Here is a 16,576-nt window from a genome sequence, read left to right on the forward strand (position 1 = left end):
CCCGTAGAATACCTATGGACGTAGTTATCCGTCCCGGGACGCGGATGTCGCGGGATGACGACAGGAGACGCGAATGACTGCACAACTACTCGACGGCACCGCGACCGCCGCTGCGATCAAGCGGGAGCTTCGTGACCGCGTCGCTGCCCTTGCGGAGCGGGGCATCGTGCCGGGCCTGGGGACTCTGCTCGTCGGTGACGACGGCGCCTCACGCTCCTACGTCACCGGCAAACACCGTGACTGCGCCGAAGTCGGCGTCGCCTCGATCGCTGTCGAACTGCCCGCTACTGCAACGCAGAACGAGATCGCGGATGCCGTCCGTGCGCTCAACGCCGACCCCGCCGTCACCGGGTTCATCGTGCAGCTGCCGCTGCCGAAGGGCATCGATGAGAACGCCATCCTCGAGCTGATTGACCCTGACAAGGATGCCGACGGCCTGCATCCGACGAACCTCGGTCGGCTCGTGCTTGGGGTCGACCCCGCTACCGCGGTTGCAGCGCCCCTGCCGTGCACGCCTGCCGGCATCATCGAGCTCCTCACTCGCCACGGCGTGCAGATCGCCGGCAAGCACGTGACCGTCGTCGGGCGCGGCATCACCGTCGGTCGCCCGCTCGGGCTTCTGCTGACCCGCAAAGGCACCGACGCGACAGTGACCCTCACCCACTCGCGCACTCCCGACCTCGAGGCTCAGGTTCGCCGGGCCGACATCGTCGTTGCTGCCGTCGGACAGCCGCATCTGGTCAAGCCCGAGTGGATCGCGCCCGGCGCCGCCGTGCTGGATGTCGGTGTGACCCGTGTCGGGACCACGGAGACCGGTCGCGCGAAGCTCGCCGGAGATGTCGATCCGGCCGTGGCCGAGGTCGCTGGCTGGCTCTCCCCGAACCCCGGTGGTGTCGGACCCATGACCCGCGCGATGCTTGTCGCGAACGTCGTGGAGACCGCCGAACGCCTGGCCGGCTGACCCCGACCGCGGGGGCGGCCCGCGTCGGCATCCTTGCTCTGGCACAATGACGCCGTGACGTCCTCGACTCCTGCACGACGCCGCGGCCGTCGCGCGGCGATGGTGGGCGGCATCCTCGCCCTCGTTCTGTTGTACGTCGTCGTGGTGCTGCTCTACGCGTCAGGTGGACGCATCGAGCGTGCGTCTGTGTCTAGCGGCGGCTCGGGGCAACCGCTCGTGCTCACCCTGACTCCTGTCGACGTTGACGGCGCGGCGAGCCATCTCACGCTACGAATCACGCCCGGTCCCGACCTCGGGTCCTACTCGTCCGACCAGTTCTCGATGGACGAAACAGTGCACGTCCTGGTCACCGGAACCGACGGATCGCGCACGATCACCTACGGCGCGGACGAGGTTGTGGGGGCTGAGACCGTCACGCTCACGCTCGACGGATTCATCGAGCAGTGGCCGTTTGACAGGTACACGACTGACACGATGATCGTGCCGCTGCGCGAAGGTGCGGACGGCGAGGGTGTGCCGATCCCGTACGAACTCGCGGTCGACGGTCGAGTTCCGGGTTGGGACGTCACCGCGCAGGCTGTGGAGTTGCCCGCCATGGCCACCCAGGACGGGCTGATCACGACGCTCGGGGTTCAGTTCACCATCACGCGCGCGGCATCCACGATCGCTTTCGGTGTCGTGCTGTTGACGCTGATGGTGATTGCGCCGGTTCTCGTCCTGACCGCTGCGATCACCGTCTATCGGGGCCGCCGCAAGATCGAGGCGACCATGCTCGGCTGGTTCGGCGCGATGCTGTTCGCGACGATTCCGCTGCGCAACTTCCTTCCCGGTTCCCCGCCGATCGGCTCCTGGGTGGACTACCTCATCGTGCTCTGGGTGATTGCTGCGCTCATCGCCGGACTGGTGATCTTCATCCTCGCGTGGCTCCGCAGTGGCCCGGCCGGTGTTGCAGCTGCCCACTCTGCGGGCGACGCCCACGTGCCGGGCGATGGATCCGACGCGGATGCCGGATCAGATGGTGGCGGGGCCGGCGCGGGCGAGTGAGCTACGACCGCCCGCGGGCGCCATCCCAGAGACGGCCAGCGTGCGCTTCGAGACGGTCATCGATGGCGTCGTAGATGAGCCACGCGATGACGAGCAACACTGGCGGGATGACCCAGCCCCAGAAGAAGCCAGCGACGCCCACGCCGGAGAGCACCACAACGAGCACCCACACGACTGCTCCGACGATGAGCACGACGGCGCCCTGAACGAGCTTCGCGCCCGTACGCGTGAGCTCACGGCTTGACCGTTCGGCACGGCCTCCCAGCCAGCGCCGTAAGGCTGGCTTGACCCAGAGCGTCGCCAGGGCGAGGATCACGGCTGCCCACAGTACCGACCATCCAACCGAGACCTGCGGCATGATCAGACCGATCACGAGCAGCACGACAACGTCGAAAACGTAGAGAGTGACGAAGCGGATCAGCCAGGCGCGCACGGGTCCACCCTGCCACGGATGCCGCACCACGTCAGCCGGGATGCGCCGCTGCTAGTGGCCCCGCGGTCCCGCCCAACCATGGCGGTGGAGGGCGCTTCCGACCACCGCCGTCGCGCTCCCGTCTCGAATCCGTCGAGAGGTCAGGCGAATGACCTCCCACCCCTGCGCCGCCAGTGCCGCCGTTCTGTCGATGTCGCGATTCCACTGTGCGCGATCGGTCCGGTGGTGATCCCCTTCGACTTCGACAATCAGGTCGAACGCTCGATGCATGCCGTCGACAATTGCTATCAGCGCTCCGTCCGCATCGCGGACCTCGACATCCAACTCCATGTCGGGCAGTCGCTCGGCCTCGGCATCCAGTCGATACTCAGTCTCGAGCCGGGAGGCACTGCCGACGCGCACCGACGTCAGGGCACGAAGGAGCGCTTTGCGGTGCCGCCGCCCTGGCGCGAGCGCTGCTGCCTCCAACTGTGCGGGCGTGGCCAGTCGAGCGTTCGGCATGGCCCGACCCCGGTGGTCGCGAGGAACTCGTACGAAATGATCTCCCATGATCACGAGCCACCGTTCTGACAGCTCTCCGCCGAGCATCGCCCAGGTCGAGGCGGGAGTGGTCACGCGCAAGCCTTCGACATCCATCACGTACGCAAGGTGCTCGCGCGTCTGAAGGCCGGCCACGCCTCGGGCTCGCGCTGCCCGATGCGGGTGCATAATGCCGACCGACAGGTCCGCGTCAGCGTCGAAGCCGTCGGGGAGTGGACACCCGAGAAGCGCTGCTGCCGTCATCCCTGTGAAGAATCCGCGCCGACTCATCACGCTGCTGTAGGCGCGGGCCCGCTCGAGTACCCGGGCGCGGGCTCGGGCGTCGATCGCTTGCGGACCCTCGAACGCGGAGCGTGCCGCGGCCTCGGGATGAATCCGAGTGGCATGGAACGGGCGCTCGAGATCGGACCCACGCAGTCGCCGGGGACTAACACCCATCGCGCGCGCCTCGGCGTAGGCGAATGTGCCAGACAGCGTCGGAGGAAGCGAGGCGTGGCGGCGCGGCATCCGATCAGCATTCTGGTCGGGCCGCACCTGGGGCTGGCCGTTCAGGCAACTCGTGTCATCCTGCGCTGAACCTGGAGGTGGGGAGGAGCCCATGCCGGACTCTCGAGCTTCACTGTCTGATTCTCGCGCGCGGTCCCAACGGCGAAAGGTTGGCCTGAATTGTCGCTTGCAGGTCCTGAGGCGACAATGTGCGCCCACTTATCGAGTCGAGACGACAATCTGCGCCCACTTTTGCGGGCGCGCACGGATCCACCCTGCCACGGATGCCGCGTTAGGCGTGACGGTCCAGGAACGCGTAGACCTCGGAGTCGTCGACGCCGGGGAAGTTGCCCCGGGGGAGTGGGGTGAACATCTGCATGTGCACGCGAGCGCTCGGCCATGCCTTGCCCTCCCAGCGTGAGGTGAGCTCCGACGGCGCCCGGCGGCAGCACGCCTCGTCGGGACACGACGAGACCGCGCGCTTGGTCGTCTCCCGGCCACGGAACCAGCGGGCGTCGTCGAACGGGACCCCCACACTGATCGAGAACTCGCCGTCGGATGTCGTGCCGGTCTGCGTGGCGCACCAGAACGTCCCGGCGGGAGTGTCGGTGTACTGGTAATGCTCGGTCGTGCGGTTCTGCTCCGAGAACGCAGCGCGGGCCGACCACTTGCGGCACGCGATCTGCCCGTCGACGGCTCCCGTCACATCCATCGGCAGGGGAAGGTCGTCGTTCTCATAGACGCGCGAGATGGCCCCGGATCCGTCGACGCGCAAGAAGTGCAGACGGATGCCGAGATGCTGCGTCATGAGGTTCGTCATCCGCATGGCCGCCGCCTCGTGCGTCACGCCGAACGCATCGCGGAAATCTTCGACGGCGAGGTTGCGGTCTCTCTTTGCCTGCTGCAGGAACGCGACCCCGTTGGTCTCGGGGATGAGGCAGCAGGCGGCGAAGTAGTTGATCTCCAGCCGCTGTTGCAGGAAGTCGGCGTACGAGGTGGGTCGCTGGTGTCCGAGCAGCCGGTGCGCCATCGCCTGCAATGCCATCGAGCGCAGCCCGTGGCCGCCCGGGATCGACGCGGGCGGGAGGTAGATGCGGCCGTTCTCGAGGTCGGTGACCGATCGCGCGGAGCGTGGCAGGTCGTTGACGTAGAGCAGCTCGAACCCGAGGCGCTCTGCCATGATGCTCACGGTGCGGTGGGTGAGGGCTCCTGACACGTGACCTGCGGCTGCGAGTTGCTTCTCAGCGAGCTTCTCGATCTCGGGGAGGTAATTGTCGCGCTCCCGCATCCGCAGACGCAGCTCGGTGTTGGCCCGACGTGCCTCCTCGGGCGTCGCGATCGCTTCTCGCTCACGGCGATCGAGCTCCCGGTGCAGACCGAGTATCGACTCGATCGTCTCGTCGGGCGTTCCCTTGGTGACCTTCACCGGCGGAATGCCGAGCCTGCGAAACACGGGGCTTGCCTGCGCGCGTTCGAGTTCGATCTCCAGCGCCGCTCGGCGATTCGGCGGTTCAGCGGCCAGAAGATCGGTGACCTCCAGCCCCGTCGCGTGCGCGATTGCCTGCAGCAGCGAGAGCTTCGGCTCGCGCTTGCCGTTTTCAATGAGGCTCAGTTGACTGCCCGCGACCCCGACCTGTGCACCCAGCTCGTCGAGCGTCCACCCCCGAGACACGCGTTCGTGACGGATGCGGTGCCCGAGCGTCACCAGTTCGAGGTTCGTGGGTGCCATTCCTTGATGCTAGCGAAAGAATCGGACTTCTTATGAGGTCAGACGCGTTCAAACGGTGCTTCACGTGCAGGAAAGTGGAGAACGAGCCCCCAGACGACGTCGCACACAGGAGAGACAATGGCCATCGCTGACATTACTCGCCCCACCACCTCGGCGCCCGCGTCGGCATCCGGCGAACTGCCGTCGATCTCTGGCCCCGGCATGGATGCCCTCATCGAGTGGGTGGGCGAGATCGCGGCGCTCACCAAGCCCGATCGGATCCGCTGGGTTAACGGCTCCCGCGCCGAGAACGAGGCTCTGCTGCGCGAGCAGGTCGAGCAGGGCAAGCTCATCAAGCTCAACCCCGAGTGGCGGCCGGGCTCGTACCTCGCGCGCTCTCACCCGAGCGACGTGGCGCGCACCGAGGCGCGCACCTTCATCGCGTCGGAGCGCGAGGAAGACGCCGGCCCGACCAATAACTGGGTGGCCCCCGCCGAGATCCGTGCCACGATCACTCCGCTTTTCGACGGGTCGATGCGTGGGCGCACGATGTACGTCGTGCCGTTCTCAATGGGACCCGTTGCTGGACCGCTGTCGCACATCGGCGTACAGATCACTGACAGTGCCTACGCTGTCACCTCGATCGGCATCATGACGCGTGTGGGCAGCGATGTCCTTCGTGAGATCGCAGGCGGGTCGCCGTGGGTCAAGACCGTCCACTCCGTCGGTGCGCCGCTCGCACCGGGCCAAGACGATGTCGCGTGGCCCTGCAACGACGAGAAGTACATCGTGCACTTCCCCGACACCCTCGAGGTGTGGTCGTACGGCTCCGGATACGGCGGCAACGCCATCCTCGCCAAGAAGTGCTTCGCGCTGCGCATCGCCTCGGTCATCGGCCGCGACGAGGGGTGGATGGCCGAGCACATGCTGCTCATCCGCGTCATCAGTCCCGAGGGCAAGGCTTACCACCTCGCCGCCGCGTTCCCCTCGGCGTGCGGCAAGACCAACCTGGCTATGCTGCGTCCGACGATTCCCGGATGGCGCGTCGAAACGCTCGGCGACGACATCGCGTGGCTGCGACCTGGTGAGGATGGGCGCCTCTGGGCGATCAACCCCGAAGCGGGCTTCTTCGGGGTAGCGCCGGGAACCGGTGAATCCACCAATGTCACGGCTGTCGAGACGCTCTGGGGCAACACGATCTTCACGAACGTGGCTCTTCGCCCCGACGGGGATGTGTGGTGGGAGGGTCTCACCGATGAGGCCCCCGCCGAGCTCATCGACTGGGAAGGCAACCCCTGGACCCCGGCATCCGGGCGTCCCGCGGCGCACCCGAACTCCCGCTTCACGGTGCGTGCTGACCAGTGCCCGCAGATCGCCGACGACTGGGATGCACCCGAGGGTGTGCCGATCGACGCGATCCTCTTCGGTGGACGCCGCGCCACGAATGTTCCGCTCGTGGTCGAGGCAACCGACTGGGCTCACGGGGTCTTCCTCGGCTCGACGATCTCGTCCGAGCGCACCGCGGCCGCCGAGGGCACAGTCGGCGAACTGCGGCGCGATCCGTTCGCGATGCTGCCGTTCTGCGGGTACAACATGGCCGACTACTTCGGCCACTGGGTCAAGATGGGTCAGCAGCTGCGGTTCGACCGCGCGCCACGGATCTTCCAGGTCAACTGGTTCCGCAAGGGAGCAGATGGCCGCTTCCTCTGGCCCGGGTTCGGCGACAACTCCCGTGTCATCGAGTGGATCATCCGCCGCGTCGACGGGAAGGTGCCGGCTCTTGACAGCCCGATCGGGCGTCTGCCGCGCGTCGAGGACCTCAACCTCGAGGGCATCGACGTTCCGCAGGAAGACCTCGATGAACTGTTCGCCGTCGATCCAGCGTCGTGGCTGCATGAGGCTGACCTCACCGAGGAGTTCTACGGCGTCTTCGACGGTCGCATCCCGGCCCAGCTGAATGCCGAACTCGCAGCCCTTCGCTACCGACTCAGATCAGCCTGACCCGGGCGACCTCCTCCCGCCCGCGACCGCGAACCCACACCTTCCCGCGCCAGCCCACAGGTTTCAGCCGCGGGAAGGTGTGGGTTCGTCGGGATTCGGGTGGGTTCGGCGGGAGTGGTGCGGGTCAGACGAGGAGTTGGTGGCGGGCGAGGTCGCGATACAGCGGCGTGGACTCGACCAGTTCACCGTGCGTCCCCTGGCCGATCACCTCGCCGTTTTGCATGACGACGATCAGGTCGCTGTCTACGACCGTCGACAGGCGGTGGGCGATCACGATGAGAGTGCGCTCGGCTGCGACGGCGTCGATGGCATCCCGCATCCGTTGCTCGTTGAGTCCGTCCAAGGATGAGGTCGACTCGTCCAGCAGCAGGATGGGCGGGGCGGCCAGAAGAGCGCGAGCGATCGCCAGGCGCTGACGCTCGCCGCCCGAGAGCATGACGCCGTTCTCGCCGACCGGGGCTTCGAGGCGCAGCGGACTGCGCTCGAGCACCTCGGTGAGGTTCACGGCGTCAAGAACGCGCTCGCAGTCGGCATCCGTCGCCTCGGGGGACGCGAGGCGCAAGTTCTGCGCGATCGTGCCGGCAAGGGTCGGGGCATCCTGCTCGACGTAGCCGAGCTGTGCGCGCAGTTGTTCGCGCGGAAGGGTCCGGATGTCATCACCGCCGAGCAGGATGGCGCCGCGGGTCGGGTCGTAGAACCGCTCGATGAGCGCGAGTGTCGTGCTCTTTCCGGCGCCCGACGGGCCGACGATCGCCACGCGCGACCCGCGAGGGACGTGGAACGAGACGCCGCGCAGCACGTCGCCGGCATGATCGGATGCCTCGGACTGCACCTGCGCGCTGGAGTCGGCATCCGTGCCGCCGTCGCCCGCGAGCGCGATGGCCGACGTGTCGACGTGCGCGCTCTCGAGCACGGCACGCGCCTCGGTCTCGGCCTTCCGGCGTGCGGCGACAACGGCCTCGGGGTATCGGAACCAGACATCCCGGAACTCGATCGCGATCTCCCGCGGTTCCGGTGTCACGGATGCCGGGTCTGAGGCCAGGGCGCCCGCCATCTGTGACACCGGAGCGGGGGAGGACTCGGTGACGGATGCCGCGAGCCGTGCGTCGTCGGCGTCCTCGACCGGGAGATTGAGGATCTCTTGGATGCGGCCGAGAGCACCGAGGGCCTGGTTCACCGAGGTGATGGCACCGAAGAAGCTTCCGAGCGGGCCGACGAGCAGGAACAGGAACATGATGAAGGTCACGAGGCTTGCGATCTCGATCGCGCCGGATGCCACGCGGAAGCCGCCGACGCCCAAGACGACCAGCAGCGAGACCTGCAGGGCGATCCCGGCGACAGGAACGACGAGCGCAGACACCTTCGCGATCCGGACGCCGACGCCGTATGCGTCAGTCGCGACACCCGTGATGTCCGCAACTTCGCGCTCGGTGGCTCCTGCGGCGCGCACGGTTCGGATCGAACTGACCGCGCGTTCCACCGAGGAGGCCAACTCGCCGACCTTCTCCTGTTGCTCGCCGGTGGCGCGGCGGATCCTGCCGCTGAGGATCACGACCACGGTGACCGACAGGCCGATCACGACCACGATGGCCAGCAGCAGAAGGGGGTCGATCAGCGCCATCGCAACCAGGGCACCGATAAAGAGGAGCGAGTTGCCGACGGCATCCGCGAGTCCCTGCGTGAGGACCGCGTACAGCAGCGTCGTGTCTGTGCCGACGCGGGAGACGAGATCGCCCGTGCGGCGTGCATCGAACTCCCGGATGGGAAGGTGCAGGATGCGGGCCACGAGCTGTCGCCTGCTCGAGTAGACCACGGCGGTTCCGGTGCGCTGCAGCAGGTAGTGCTGGAACCCGGAGATGAGGGATGCGGCGACCACGAGCGCGACGATTCCCCACACGAGCCATCCGAGTGGGACTTGGTCCTGAACGCGGGTGATCACCTGGCCGACCAGGAGCGGCTGGGCGAGGGTAGCGACGGCGCCGACGATGCTGAGGATCGCGACGACGATCAGCACATTTCGGTGCTCGAGCAGGAAGGGCACCAGCTGGCGGAACGTTGCGCGCGGCCCTTCCTCGGGTGTGCGACGACCACGGCGGGCGGGACGCGTATCAGCGCGCGACATCGAGACCTCGATTCGGGGGATGGGCTATCTACGACCGTACTCCGCGCTGGATACTGCGCTCGCCCCACGGATGACGCCGTGCGAGGATCCGCGCCGAGATCGTGAAAGAAATCGTCGACAGTTCCTGCGCAGACACTATTGTCGACTCGAGGAGGATACGTCGATGACGACGATGTCAGTCGAGGGTGCCCCGAGCGCCGACGTCGCCGGGCAGATCCGGGATGCGATCCAAACGGGTCGCTATGCACCGCACCAACGCCTCATCGAGTCGGACATCAGTGCCGAGTTCGGAGTGTCGCGCGCTGCGGTGCGCACTGCTCTGCTCACGCTCACGGGCGAGGGGCTGGTCGAGCGGATGCCGAACAAGGGCGCCCGCGTGCGTTCAGTCACACTCGACGAGGCCGTGGAGATCGCCGAGGTGCGCATGGGGCTGGAAGCCCTGTGTGCGCGCAAGGCTGCTGAGGTCGCCACCGACGACGACATCGCGAAGCTTCGGCGTCTGCGCGCCGATATGGTGGCCGCCGCCGAGTCGGGGAACCACCTGACCTATTCCGAACTGAAGAGTGCGGTGCACCAGCGGGTGCAGCAGATCAGTCGCCACAGCACGGCGGTCGCCCTCCTTGAGCGCCTTCGGGCGCAGTCGGCTCGTCACCAGTTCAGGCTCGCGCTGCATCCGGGCCGCGGTGTGGATTCGGTCCACGAGCACGCCGCAATCATCGATGCTGTCGTCGCTCGAGATCCCGAGGCTGCCGAATCGGCAATGCGACTTCACCTGGCGGGTGTGCTTGAGGTCTTGCGCACGCTGGACTGACCGCGACCACGCGGCCCCGTTGCGCTGAAACCCCGCCTCGCCACTACGAGAGCGGGGCGGCGGCCCGGAGAACCCGGACCGCCGCCCCGCTGAAGGACAGGCGTCAGCCGATGGTGTCAGCGTCGCTGTAACCGGTGCCGTTGTACTTCTGGACGATCACGCTCGAGACCGCCGGCTCACCGGGGATCGTCGTGTTGACCGCCGTGCCCGGAAGCATGAGCGGCGCCTCGAAGTCGGTGACCTCGCGCAGGTGAAGCATGAAGTCATCGCGGGTAGGCTCGGTCATGTTCTGGAACACCTGCTCGAGCGCCGCGCCGATCATGTAGCTCCACATGCAGTGCGGGAACGCCGGCGGGTCGGGGTAGTCGCCGTATTCCTTGAGGTCGGACAGGAATGTCACGACATCCTCGTCCTCGGCGAAGGCCGGGCTCGCCGGGGCCTTCGAGAACGAGACGGAGTAGACGCCCGGGAAAGCGGCGGCGTTACCCGGCTGCAGGATCGCCGTCGGGCTCGAGGTGTTGGAGGGCAGGAACCAGCTGGGGAGCCATCCGAGTTCCTGAGCCTTCTGCAGCGAAGAGATCACCAGCGGGGTGATCGACATCGCGTTGAAGAAGACATCCGCGCCGCTGGCCGCGAGTTCGGTGATCTGCGCATCCACCGAGGCGTCGGTGGCTTCGTAGCTGAGCTCCGAGACGATCTCGATGTTGCTGGCGCCCGCGACAGCTTCCTTGAAGCCCTCGACGTAGCCCTGGCCGTAGTCGTCGTTCTGGTAGAGGATCGCGACCTTGTGGTCACCGGACTCCGCGAGCAGCTCACCGAACGCGGCGCCCTCGTTCTGGTAGACCGGCACGAAGCCGAGCTGCCAGGGGCTCTCCTCGGGGTCGGAGAAGAGCGGGTCACCGGTCATGATCAGGACCTGCGGGAATTCCTCATCGATCGCCGCTTCGCGCCAGGCGCGGTTGGTCGGAGTTCCCAAGCCCGAGGTGGCGGCGAAGACGTCGTCGGCCACCATCTGCTGGAAGTTGGCCAGTGCCTTCTGCGGGTCATAGGCGTCGTCGTAGGACTTGACCTCGATCGTGCGGGTCTTCCCGTCGCCGAACTCGATGCCGCCCTCGGCATTGCGTGCACCCATGTAGGCGGCAAGGCCGGCGACGGTGCACGTGCCGGGCCCGGCAGTGCCTCCCGACAGCGGCGTCGAGACGCCGAGCGTGAGCGTGGTGTCGGTGATGCCGGGGCTGTTGGCTACGGCGCCGTCGGTGCTTTCGCCGCCGCCGGAATCGTCGCCACGGGAACATCCGGCTGCGAGCAGGGCGACGATGCCGATGCCCGCAACGACGGAGGTGACCCGCGCTTTGGTGCGCAGAGTACTCATGTGTTGTGCCTCTTTTCTTGTGGTGATGGATGGGAGGGTGGGTCGGATGGGGCGGATGCTGCACCTGCCGGACCGTTCGGTCGACCCGATCCGGACGAGCGCTTGGTCAGGCGCCGCACAGCGCGGGGGAGGGAGGCAAGGCCGCCGGGGAGGAGGAAGAGGATCGCGAGCAGGATGATGCCCTGGAAGAACGCCGTCATGCTCGGGTTGATGAGGTTCGTCCACTGGGGCACGAGAACGTAGTACGCGCCGCCGAGGAGCGAACCCACGATGCTTCCCGCTCCGCCGATCACCATCGCGGCCAGCAGCGAGATGGAGTGCGCGAAGCTCATCGTCTCGGGCGAGGTGTACTGCACCACGACCATGTACATGAATCCTGCGACGCCGCCGATGATGGACGCGATCGTGAACGCCAGAACCTTGTACCAGTAGGGAGAGATTCCCATGGACGCGGCAACGGCTTCGTTGGACTTCACGATCGCCAGCGCCCGACCGAACTTGCCGTGCACGAGGTTTCGCGTGAGCAGGAACACGATCACCGTGATCAGGATGACGATGTAGAGCTGCCACTGGTCGTTGTAGAGCCCCGTCCACTCGGGCGCCGCCGAGAAGCGCGCTGAGATCCCTTGCGATCCGCCGGTGAACTCTGAGAGGCGCTTGGCCAGCGGCACACCGACGATAGGGAGCGCGATCGTGACCATTGCGATCGCAAGCCCGCCGAGGCGGCTTGCGGCCAGGGCGACGATCAGTCCCACGACGCCGGGCAGAATGCACGCGAGCGCGAAGACCAGGATGATGTTCCAGTCCTGTGTGACGCCGTAGGCCGTGACGTAGGCGCCGAGGCCGACGAAGAAGATCTGACCGAGCGAGACCTGCCCGGCGTATCCCATGACGACGTTGAGGCCGAGCACCGCGACGGCGAAGACACCGATGCGGGCTGCGGTCTGGTTTGCGAATTCGGGGAGGATCAGCGGTCCCACGATGAGGACGACAGCGATCGCTGCGATGATGATCCAGCGCACCCAGGGTCGCGCTGTGCTGCGAGCTGGGATCGTGAAGTCGGTTGTCGAGGTCATCACACGCGCACCACCGTCTTGCGTCCGAACAGTCCCTGTGGTCGCACGAGCAGCACCACGAAGATCAGGATGAAGGGCACCGCGATCTTCATGTCGTGGCCGATGAACGGCACGTACACAGCCGCGAGGTTCTCGAGGACACCGATTAGCCACGCGGCGATGACGACCCCGATCGGACTCGACAGACCACCCAGGATGACGGCCGCCAAGGCGTAGACCAGCGCGGAGTCCATCATTCCGGGGGTGAGCGTGAGCTGGGGGGCCACGAGTGCTCCGGCTACGGCTCCGAGTCCTGCCGCCAGGCCCCATCCGACCATCAGCATCCGACCGACGGCGATCCCCGAGAAGGCTGCGGACTGGGGGTTGATCGCCACGGCGCGCAGCGCCAGCCCGAGCTTGGTGCCCACGAAAAGCAGCTGGAGGAGTCCCATGATCGCCACGATGACGAAGATCGTGCCGAGGGAGCGGACGCTGATAACGGCACCGAGGAAGGTCACCGTATCGAGCGGGAACAGCGAGGGGAAGAGCAGGTTGTTGTACGACCAGATCCACCCAACGAAGCCCGTGATCAGCGTCAGCAGGCCGATTGTGACGACCACGGCGGTGTCCGGGTCGCCTCCCTCGAAGCGGCGCATGAGGAACCGCTCGACGATCGCTCCGAAGATGAACGCGAACAATACTGAGACGAGGATCGCCAGAATCAGCGGAAGTCCCACCTGCGTCAGCGTGTACGCGACGTAGGCTGCCAGAACCGCCATCCCGCCCTGGGCGAAGTTGATCAGTCCGGTCGATTGGTTCACGAGGACGATCGCCAGCGCGAGGGCTGCGTAGATCGAGCCGGTCGAGAGCCCGTCGACGACGAGTTGGACGAAGGTTCCCATCCGTCAGCCCCCCAGGTATGCGCGTCGGATCTCGTCCATGCCCTTGAGTTCGGACGTGGTGCCGGTCAGCGCGTTGCGACCGGTTTCGAGAACTGTTGCTGAATCAACGACGGTGAATGCGAGATTTGCGTTCTGTTCGACGACGACCATGGCGATACCTGACTCGGCGCGCAGCCGCGCGATCGCTTCATAGACGCTCTTGGCAGTGCTGGGAGCCAGGCCCAGCGAGGCTTCGTCGAGCAGGATGAGGCGGGGCTTGGCCATGACGGCGCGCGCGATGGCGAGCATCTGCTGTTCGCCGCCCGAGAGGGCCGCGCCGTGCGAGCGAATCCGCTCCCTGAGGTTCGGGAAGAGTTCGAGCAGGTAGTCGATGTCCTTCTCGATGCCTTTGCGGTCTTTGCGCAGGTAGGCACCCACCCGCAGGTTCTCGCGAACTGTCAGATCTGCGAGAGTTCCGCGGCCCTCGGGGACATGCGCGATCCCGAGTGCGGCTACCTGCTCCGGGCGCTTTCCGCGGATGTCTGTGCCATCGAAAATGATTCGTCCGCCGGTGCGCACCACTCCCGTGATCGCGCGCAAGGTCGTCGTCTTGCCCGCCCCGTTTGCCCCGAGGATGCCGACAGCGCCGCCGTCGGGAACGCTCAATGACACGCCCTCGAGCACCTGGACGGGTCCGTAGAACGCGGTGACGTCTTCGAGCTCAAGCAGCGTCATCGCCGGCCTCCTTCCCGATGTAGGCCTCGATGACGCGAGGGTCGGACTGTGCTTCGGCAGCAGTACCCTCCACGAGCTTCTTGCCATGGTCGAGGACGACGACGCGGTCGGTGAGGGCCGCGATCAGTCCCATGTGGTGTTCGACTACAACGATCGTGATGTCGGCTTCGGCGCGGATCGCGCGGATGAGCTCGATGAGATGCTCGACCTCGGAATGCGGAAGGCCGGCTGCTGGCTCATCCAGCAGCAGGAGCCGCGGGCGCGACATCAGAGCTCGGGCGAGCTCGATTCCCTTGTGCAGTCCGTGCGAGAGTTCGTCGGCATGCATGTCTGCCGCCCAGTCGAGGCCGACCTTCGCCAGAATCTCACGTGCCTCTGACCGCATCTGCTTCTCGGACCGTCCCGTCAGGGGCAGCCGCAGCGACCACGCGATCGGCCCGCCCGGCATACGGGTATGCGCTCCGAGCATGACGTTGTCCAACACTGTCGACTCGAGCTGCAGGGCCGGGTGCTGGAACGTCCGCGCGAGCCCGTGCCGCGCGAGCGTTGCGGGCGAGGATCCGATGACCTCTTCGTCGTCGATCCGGATGGACCCGGAACTCGGCTTGTAGTGACCGCTGATGCAGTTGAACAGGGAAGTCTTGCCCGCGCCGTTCGGGCCGACGAGGCCGAAGATGAGGCCGGGCTCCACGTCGAAGCTGACGTTTTCGAGCACGCTGATTCCCCCGAAACGGAGAGTCAGGTCTCGCAGTGTCAGTCGAGCGGCCATCGCCCATCCCTCCCCGTGGCGCCACTGCCACGACCTGTCTCGGACGCTACGACCCGACCTCAGGATTGTCAACGATTTTGGCTGCACGCCCCGAGAGTGTGCCCCGACCGTGACGAGGAAACGTCCGACGCCCCCATCCTGACCCCGCTCGCGAGAACCATGGAGTCCGATTCCGTTCAACGGAAATCGTCGCCGGCGGCGTGAGAGGGCCGACCTAGCATGGCGCCACATCGATAGGAAAGGTCGACGATGACATCCGAATCCCTTGCCGCGGCTATCGCTCGCGCCGGAAGCCCGGTAACTCTGATGCGCAATCAGAACTGGCCGGCGTTCACGTTCCCGGTAGCCCCCGAGTTCACGAACTGGCGCGATGAGCAGCGTGCGTGGAACAGCACGGTGGCACTCATGGACCAGTCGCACCACATGACCCAGCTGTTTCTGGGCGGTGCCGATCTCATCCCGCTGCTCTCCAGCATCTCGCCGAACACGTTCGGCACCTTCCGTCCCGGGGTCGCGAAGCAGCTGATCTCCGTCAACAAGGACGGCTACCTCATTGGCGACGGCATCCTGTTCTACAACGAAGATGCGCCCGAGGGTCTCGTGCTCATCGGACATCACCTGCTCATCGACTGGGTCCGCTTCAATGTCGAGAAGGCCCAGGCGGCGGGCAAGGACGTTCACCACCGACTCGAGGGCAACTCGCACATGCGTCAGGGGCCGCCGACCTTCTACCGCTACGAGCTCCAGGGGCCGAACGCCGACCTCGTCATGGAGAAGGTCTTCGGCGGACCTGCCCCCGACATCAAGTTCTTCCACATCGGGGATGTCGAGATCGCCGGGCGCCCCGTCAAGGCGCTGCGCCACGGCATGGCCGGTCAGCCGGGCTTCGAGTTCTATGGCCCGTGGGAAGACAACGAGATCGTCCTGAACGCCTTGATGGATGCCGGAGCCGAGCACGGCATCCGTCGCGTCGGTGCGAAGGCCTATTCGGCCACCCCGCTCGAATCCGGATGGGTCCCCACGCCCTTCCCCGCCATCTTCGACGAGGACTTCGCCGAGTATCGGGAGTGGCTGCCGGCAGACCGGGCCGGCTCGATCGGAGGGTCGCTCTACAGCGAAGACATCCACGATTACTACATGACGCCCTACGACCTGGGGCTCGGTCGCTCGGTCCGTTTCGATCACGACTTCCACGGTCGCGAAGCCCTCGAGAAGCTCGCCGAGAACCCGACGCGTCGCAAGGTCACCCTGCTATGGAATGCGAACGATGTCGCCGACGTCGTGCGCTCGCAGATGGAGCCGGGCATTCCCGCGAAGTTCCTCGACTTCCCGAAGGCCCGCTACGGCCTGTACCAGATGGACGAGGTGCTGCAGGATGGTCGCCGTGTCGGCATCTCGACCGATGCCGGCTATATCGCCTACGACCAGCTCTACATGTCGCTCGCGACCCTGGATGCCGACATTGCCGACGGTGAGGTCGTCGAGGTGGTCTGGGGGGAAGACCCCATCTCGCAGAAGCACAGCGTCGACGCGCAGCACCGGCAGGTACGCATCCGCGCTACCGTTGCGCCGGCGCCGTATCACGAGTACGCGCGCACGGTCTATCGCGCCGACGACTGAGCATCGCGAGTAGCATCGTGGCGTCATCGAGGAGGATG

14 protein-coding genes are annotated in these 16,576 nt (G+C 66.4%); 5 read left to right on the plus strand and 9 right to left on the minus strand.

What is annotated here, in order from left to right; translation table 11 throughout:
- The first annotated feature begins 73 nt into the window (after positions 1–73).
- Positions 74–961: a bifunctional methylenetetrahydrofolate dehydrogenase/methenyltetrahydrofolate cyclohydrolase gene (locus tag AB0O89_RS04070; RefSeq protein WP_363494429.1), complete on the plus strand. Its 888-nt coding sequence runs from the start codon at positions 74–76 to the stop codon at positions 959–961.
- A 54-nt stretch (positions 962–1,015) separates the two neighbouring features.
- Positions 1,016–2,005 carry a DUF4436 family protein gene (locus AB0O89_RS04075; protein WP_363494431.1) on the plus strand — a complete coding sequence of 330 codons (990 nt, stop codon included), beginning with the start codon at positions 1,016–1,018 and terminating at the stop codon, positions 2,003–2,005.
- 1 nt (position 2,006) lies between these two features.
- Here the strand turns inward: AB0O89_RS04075 and AB0O89_RS04080 are convergent, their stop codons facing one another.
- From AB0O89_RS04080 to AB0O89_RS04090, 3 genes are all read right to left on the minus strand, one after another.
- Positions 2,007–2,438, minus strand: coding sequence for a hypothetical protein (locus tag AB0O89_RS04080; RefSeq protein WP_363494433.1), 432 nt, complete (start codon positions 2,436–2,438; stop codon positions 2,007–2,009).
- A 51-nt stretch (positions 2,439–2,489) separates the two neighbouring features.
- Complete coding sequence (locus AB0O89_RS04085) at positions 2,490–3,485, minus strand: DUF559 domain-containing protein (protein ID WP_363494435.1); 996 nt, start codon at positions 3,483–3,485, stop codon at positions 2,490–2,492.
- Positions 3,486–3,756: 271 nt separating this feature from the next.
- On the minus strand, positions 3,757–5,193 hold the full coding sequence (locus tag AB0O89_RS04090; RefSeq protein WP_363494437.1) for a helix-turn-helix domain-containing protein: 1,437 nt from the start codon (positions 5,191–5,193) through the stop codon (positions 3,757–3,759).
- Positions 5,194–5,310: 117 nt separating this feature from the next.
- Between AB0O89_RS04090 and AB0O89_RS04095 the strand changes: the two genes are divergently transcribed.
- On the plus strand, positions 5,311–7,173 hold the full coding sequence (locus tag AB0O89_RS04095; protein WP_363494439.1) for a phosphoenolpyruvate carboxykinase (GTP): 1,863 nt from the start codon (positions 5,311–5,313) through the stop codon (positions 7,171–7,173).
- 124 nt (positions 7,174–7,297) lie between these two features.
- Here AB0O89_RS04095 and AB0O89_RS04100 read toward each other — a convergent pair whose 3' ends face one another.
- The gene (locus tag AB0O89_RS04100) at positions 7,298–9,295 is read right to left on the minus strand and encodes an ABC transporter ATP-binding protein (protein ID WP_363494441.1); all 1,998 of its coding nucleotides are present in this window, start codon (positions 9,293–9,295) and stop codon (positions 7,298–7,300) included.
- Between the two features lie 163 nt (positions 9,296–9,458).
- Between AB0O89_RS04100 and AB0O89_RS04105 the strand changes: the two genes are divergently transcribed.
- A complete protein-coding gene (locus tag AB0O89_RS04105; protein WP_363494443.1) occupies positions 9,459–10,106 on the plus strand; it encodes a GntR family transcriptional regulator in 648 nt (215 codons plus the stop codon).
- A gap of 103 nt (positions 10,107–10,209) precedes the next feature.
- On the opposite strand, the gene AB0O89_RS04110 is transcribed toward AB0O89_RS04105, so the two are convergent.
- From AB0O89_RS04110 to AB0O89_RS04130, 5 genes are read right to left on the minus strand one after another with little or no spacing between them, the layout of a single operon-like run.
- The gene (locus tag AB0O89_RS04110; RefSeq protein ID WP_363494445.1) at positions 10,210–11,478 is read right to left on the minus strand and encodes an ABC transporter substrate-binding protein; all 1,269 of its coding nucleotides are present in this window, start codon (positions 11,476–11,478) and stop codon (positions 10,210–10,212) included.
- Positions 11,475–12,554: a branched-chain amino acid ABC transporter permease gene (locus tag AB0O89_RS04115; RefSeq protein ID WP_363494447.1), complete on the minus strand. Its 1,080-nt coding sequence runs from the start codon at positions 12,552–12,554 to the stop codon at positions 11,475–11,477. Before AB0O89_RS04115 ends, AB0O89_RS04110 begins: the two co-directional genes overlap by 4 nt.
- Positions 12,554–13,435, minus strand: coding sequence for a branched-chain amino acid ABC transporter permease (locus AB0O89_RS04120; protein ID WP_363494449.1), 882 nt, complete (start codon positions 13,433–13,435; stop codon positions 12,554–12,556). Before AB0O89_RS04120 ends, AB0O89_RS04115 begins: the two co-directional genes overlap by 1 nt.
- 3 nt (positions 13,436–13,438) lie before the next feature.
- On the minus strand, positions 13,439–14,149 hold the full coding sequence (locus AB0O89_RS04125; protein ID WP_363494451.1) for an ABC transporter ATP-binding protein: 711 nt from the start codon (positions 14,147–14,149) through the stop codon (positions 13,439–13,441).
- On the minus strand, positions 14,136–14,918 hold the full coding sequence (locus tag AB0O89_RS04130; RefSeq protein ID WP_363494453.1) for an ABC transporter ATP-binding protein: 783 nt from the start codon (positions 14,916–14,918) through the stop codon (positions 14,136–14,138). Before AB0O89_RS04130 ends, AB0O89_RS04125 begins: the two co-directional genes overlap by 14 nt.
- A gap of 249 nt (positions 14,919–15,167) precedes the next feature.
- On the opposite strand from AB0O89_RS04130, the gene AB0O89_RS04135 reads away from it, so the two are divergent.
- The gene (locus AB0O89_RS04135; protein ID WP_363494455.1) at positions 15,168–16,538 is read left to right on the plus strand and encodes an aminomethyl transferase family protein; all 1,371 of its coding nucleotides are present in this window, start codon (positions 15,168–15,170) and stop codon (positions 16,536–16,538) included.
- Positions 16,539–16,576 lie beyond the last annotated feature (38 nt).

This window comes from Microbacterium sp. NPDC076895 (genome assembly GCF_040687115.1).
In the GTDB taxonomy this organism is placed as follows: Bacteria; Actinomycetota; Actinomycetes; order Actinomycetales; family Microbacteriaceae; genus Microbacterium.

Bases quoted from the DNA above. Each gene is read 5' to 3' on its own strand.
- AB0O89_RS04070 (WP_363494429.1), top strand. From the start codon at position 74: ATGACTGCACAACTACTCGACGGCACCGCGACCGCCGCTGCGATCAAG.
- AB0O89_RS04085 (WP_363494435.1), bottom strand. From the start codon at position 3,485: ATGCCGCGCCGCCACGCCTCGCTTCCTCCGACGCTGTCTGGCACATTC.
- AB0O89_RS04090 (WP_363494437.1), bottom strand. From the start codon at position 5,193: ATGGCACCCACGAACCTCGAACTGGTGACGCTCGGGCACCGCATCCGT.
- AB0O89_RS04095 (WP_363494439.1), top strand. From the start codon at position 5,311: ATGGCCATCGCTGACATTACTCGCCCCACCACCTCGGCGCCCGCGTCG.
- AB0O89_RS04100 (WP_363494441.1), bottom strand. From the start codon at position 9,295: ATGTCGCGCGCTGATACGCGTCCCGCCCGCCGTGGTCGTCGCACACCC.
- AB0O89_RS04105 (WP_363494443.1), top strand. From the start codon at position 9,459: ATGACGACGATGTCAGTCGAGGGTGCCCCGAGCGCCGACGTCGCCGGG.
- AB0O89_RS04110 (WP_363494445.1), bottom strand. From the start codon at position 11,478: ATGAGTACTCTGCGCACCAAAGCGCGGGTCACCTCCGTCGTTGCGGGC.
- AB0O89_RS04115 (WP_363494447.1), bottom strand. From the start codon at position 12,554: ATGACCTCGACAACCGACTTCACGATCCCAGCTCGCAGCACAGCGCGA.
- AB0O89_RS04120 (WP_363494449.1), bottom strand. From the start codon at position 13,435: ATGGGAACCTTCGTCCAACTCGTCGTCGACGGGCTCTCGACCGGCTCG.
- AB0O89_RS04125 (WP_363494451.1), bottom strand. From the start codon at position 14,149: ATGACGCTGCTTGAGCTCGAAGACGTCACCGCGTTCTACGGACCCGTC.
- AB0O89_RS04130 (WP_363494453.1), bottom strand. From the start codon at position 14,918: ATGGCCGCTCGACTGACACTGCGAGACCTGACTCTCCGTTTCGGGGGA.
- AB0O89_RS04135 (WP_363494455.1), top strand. From the start codon at position 15,168: ATGACATCCGAATCCCTTGCCGCGGCTATCGCTCGCGCCGGAAGCCCG.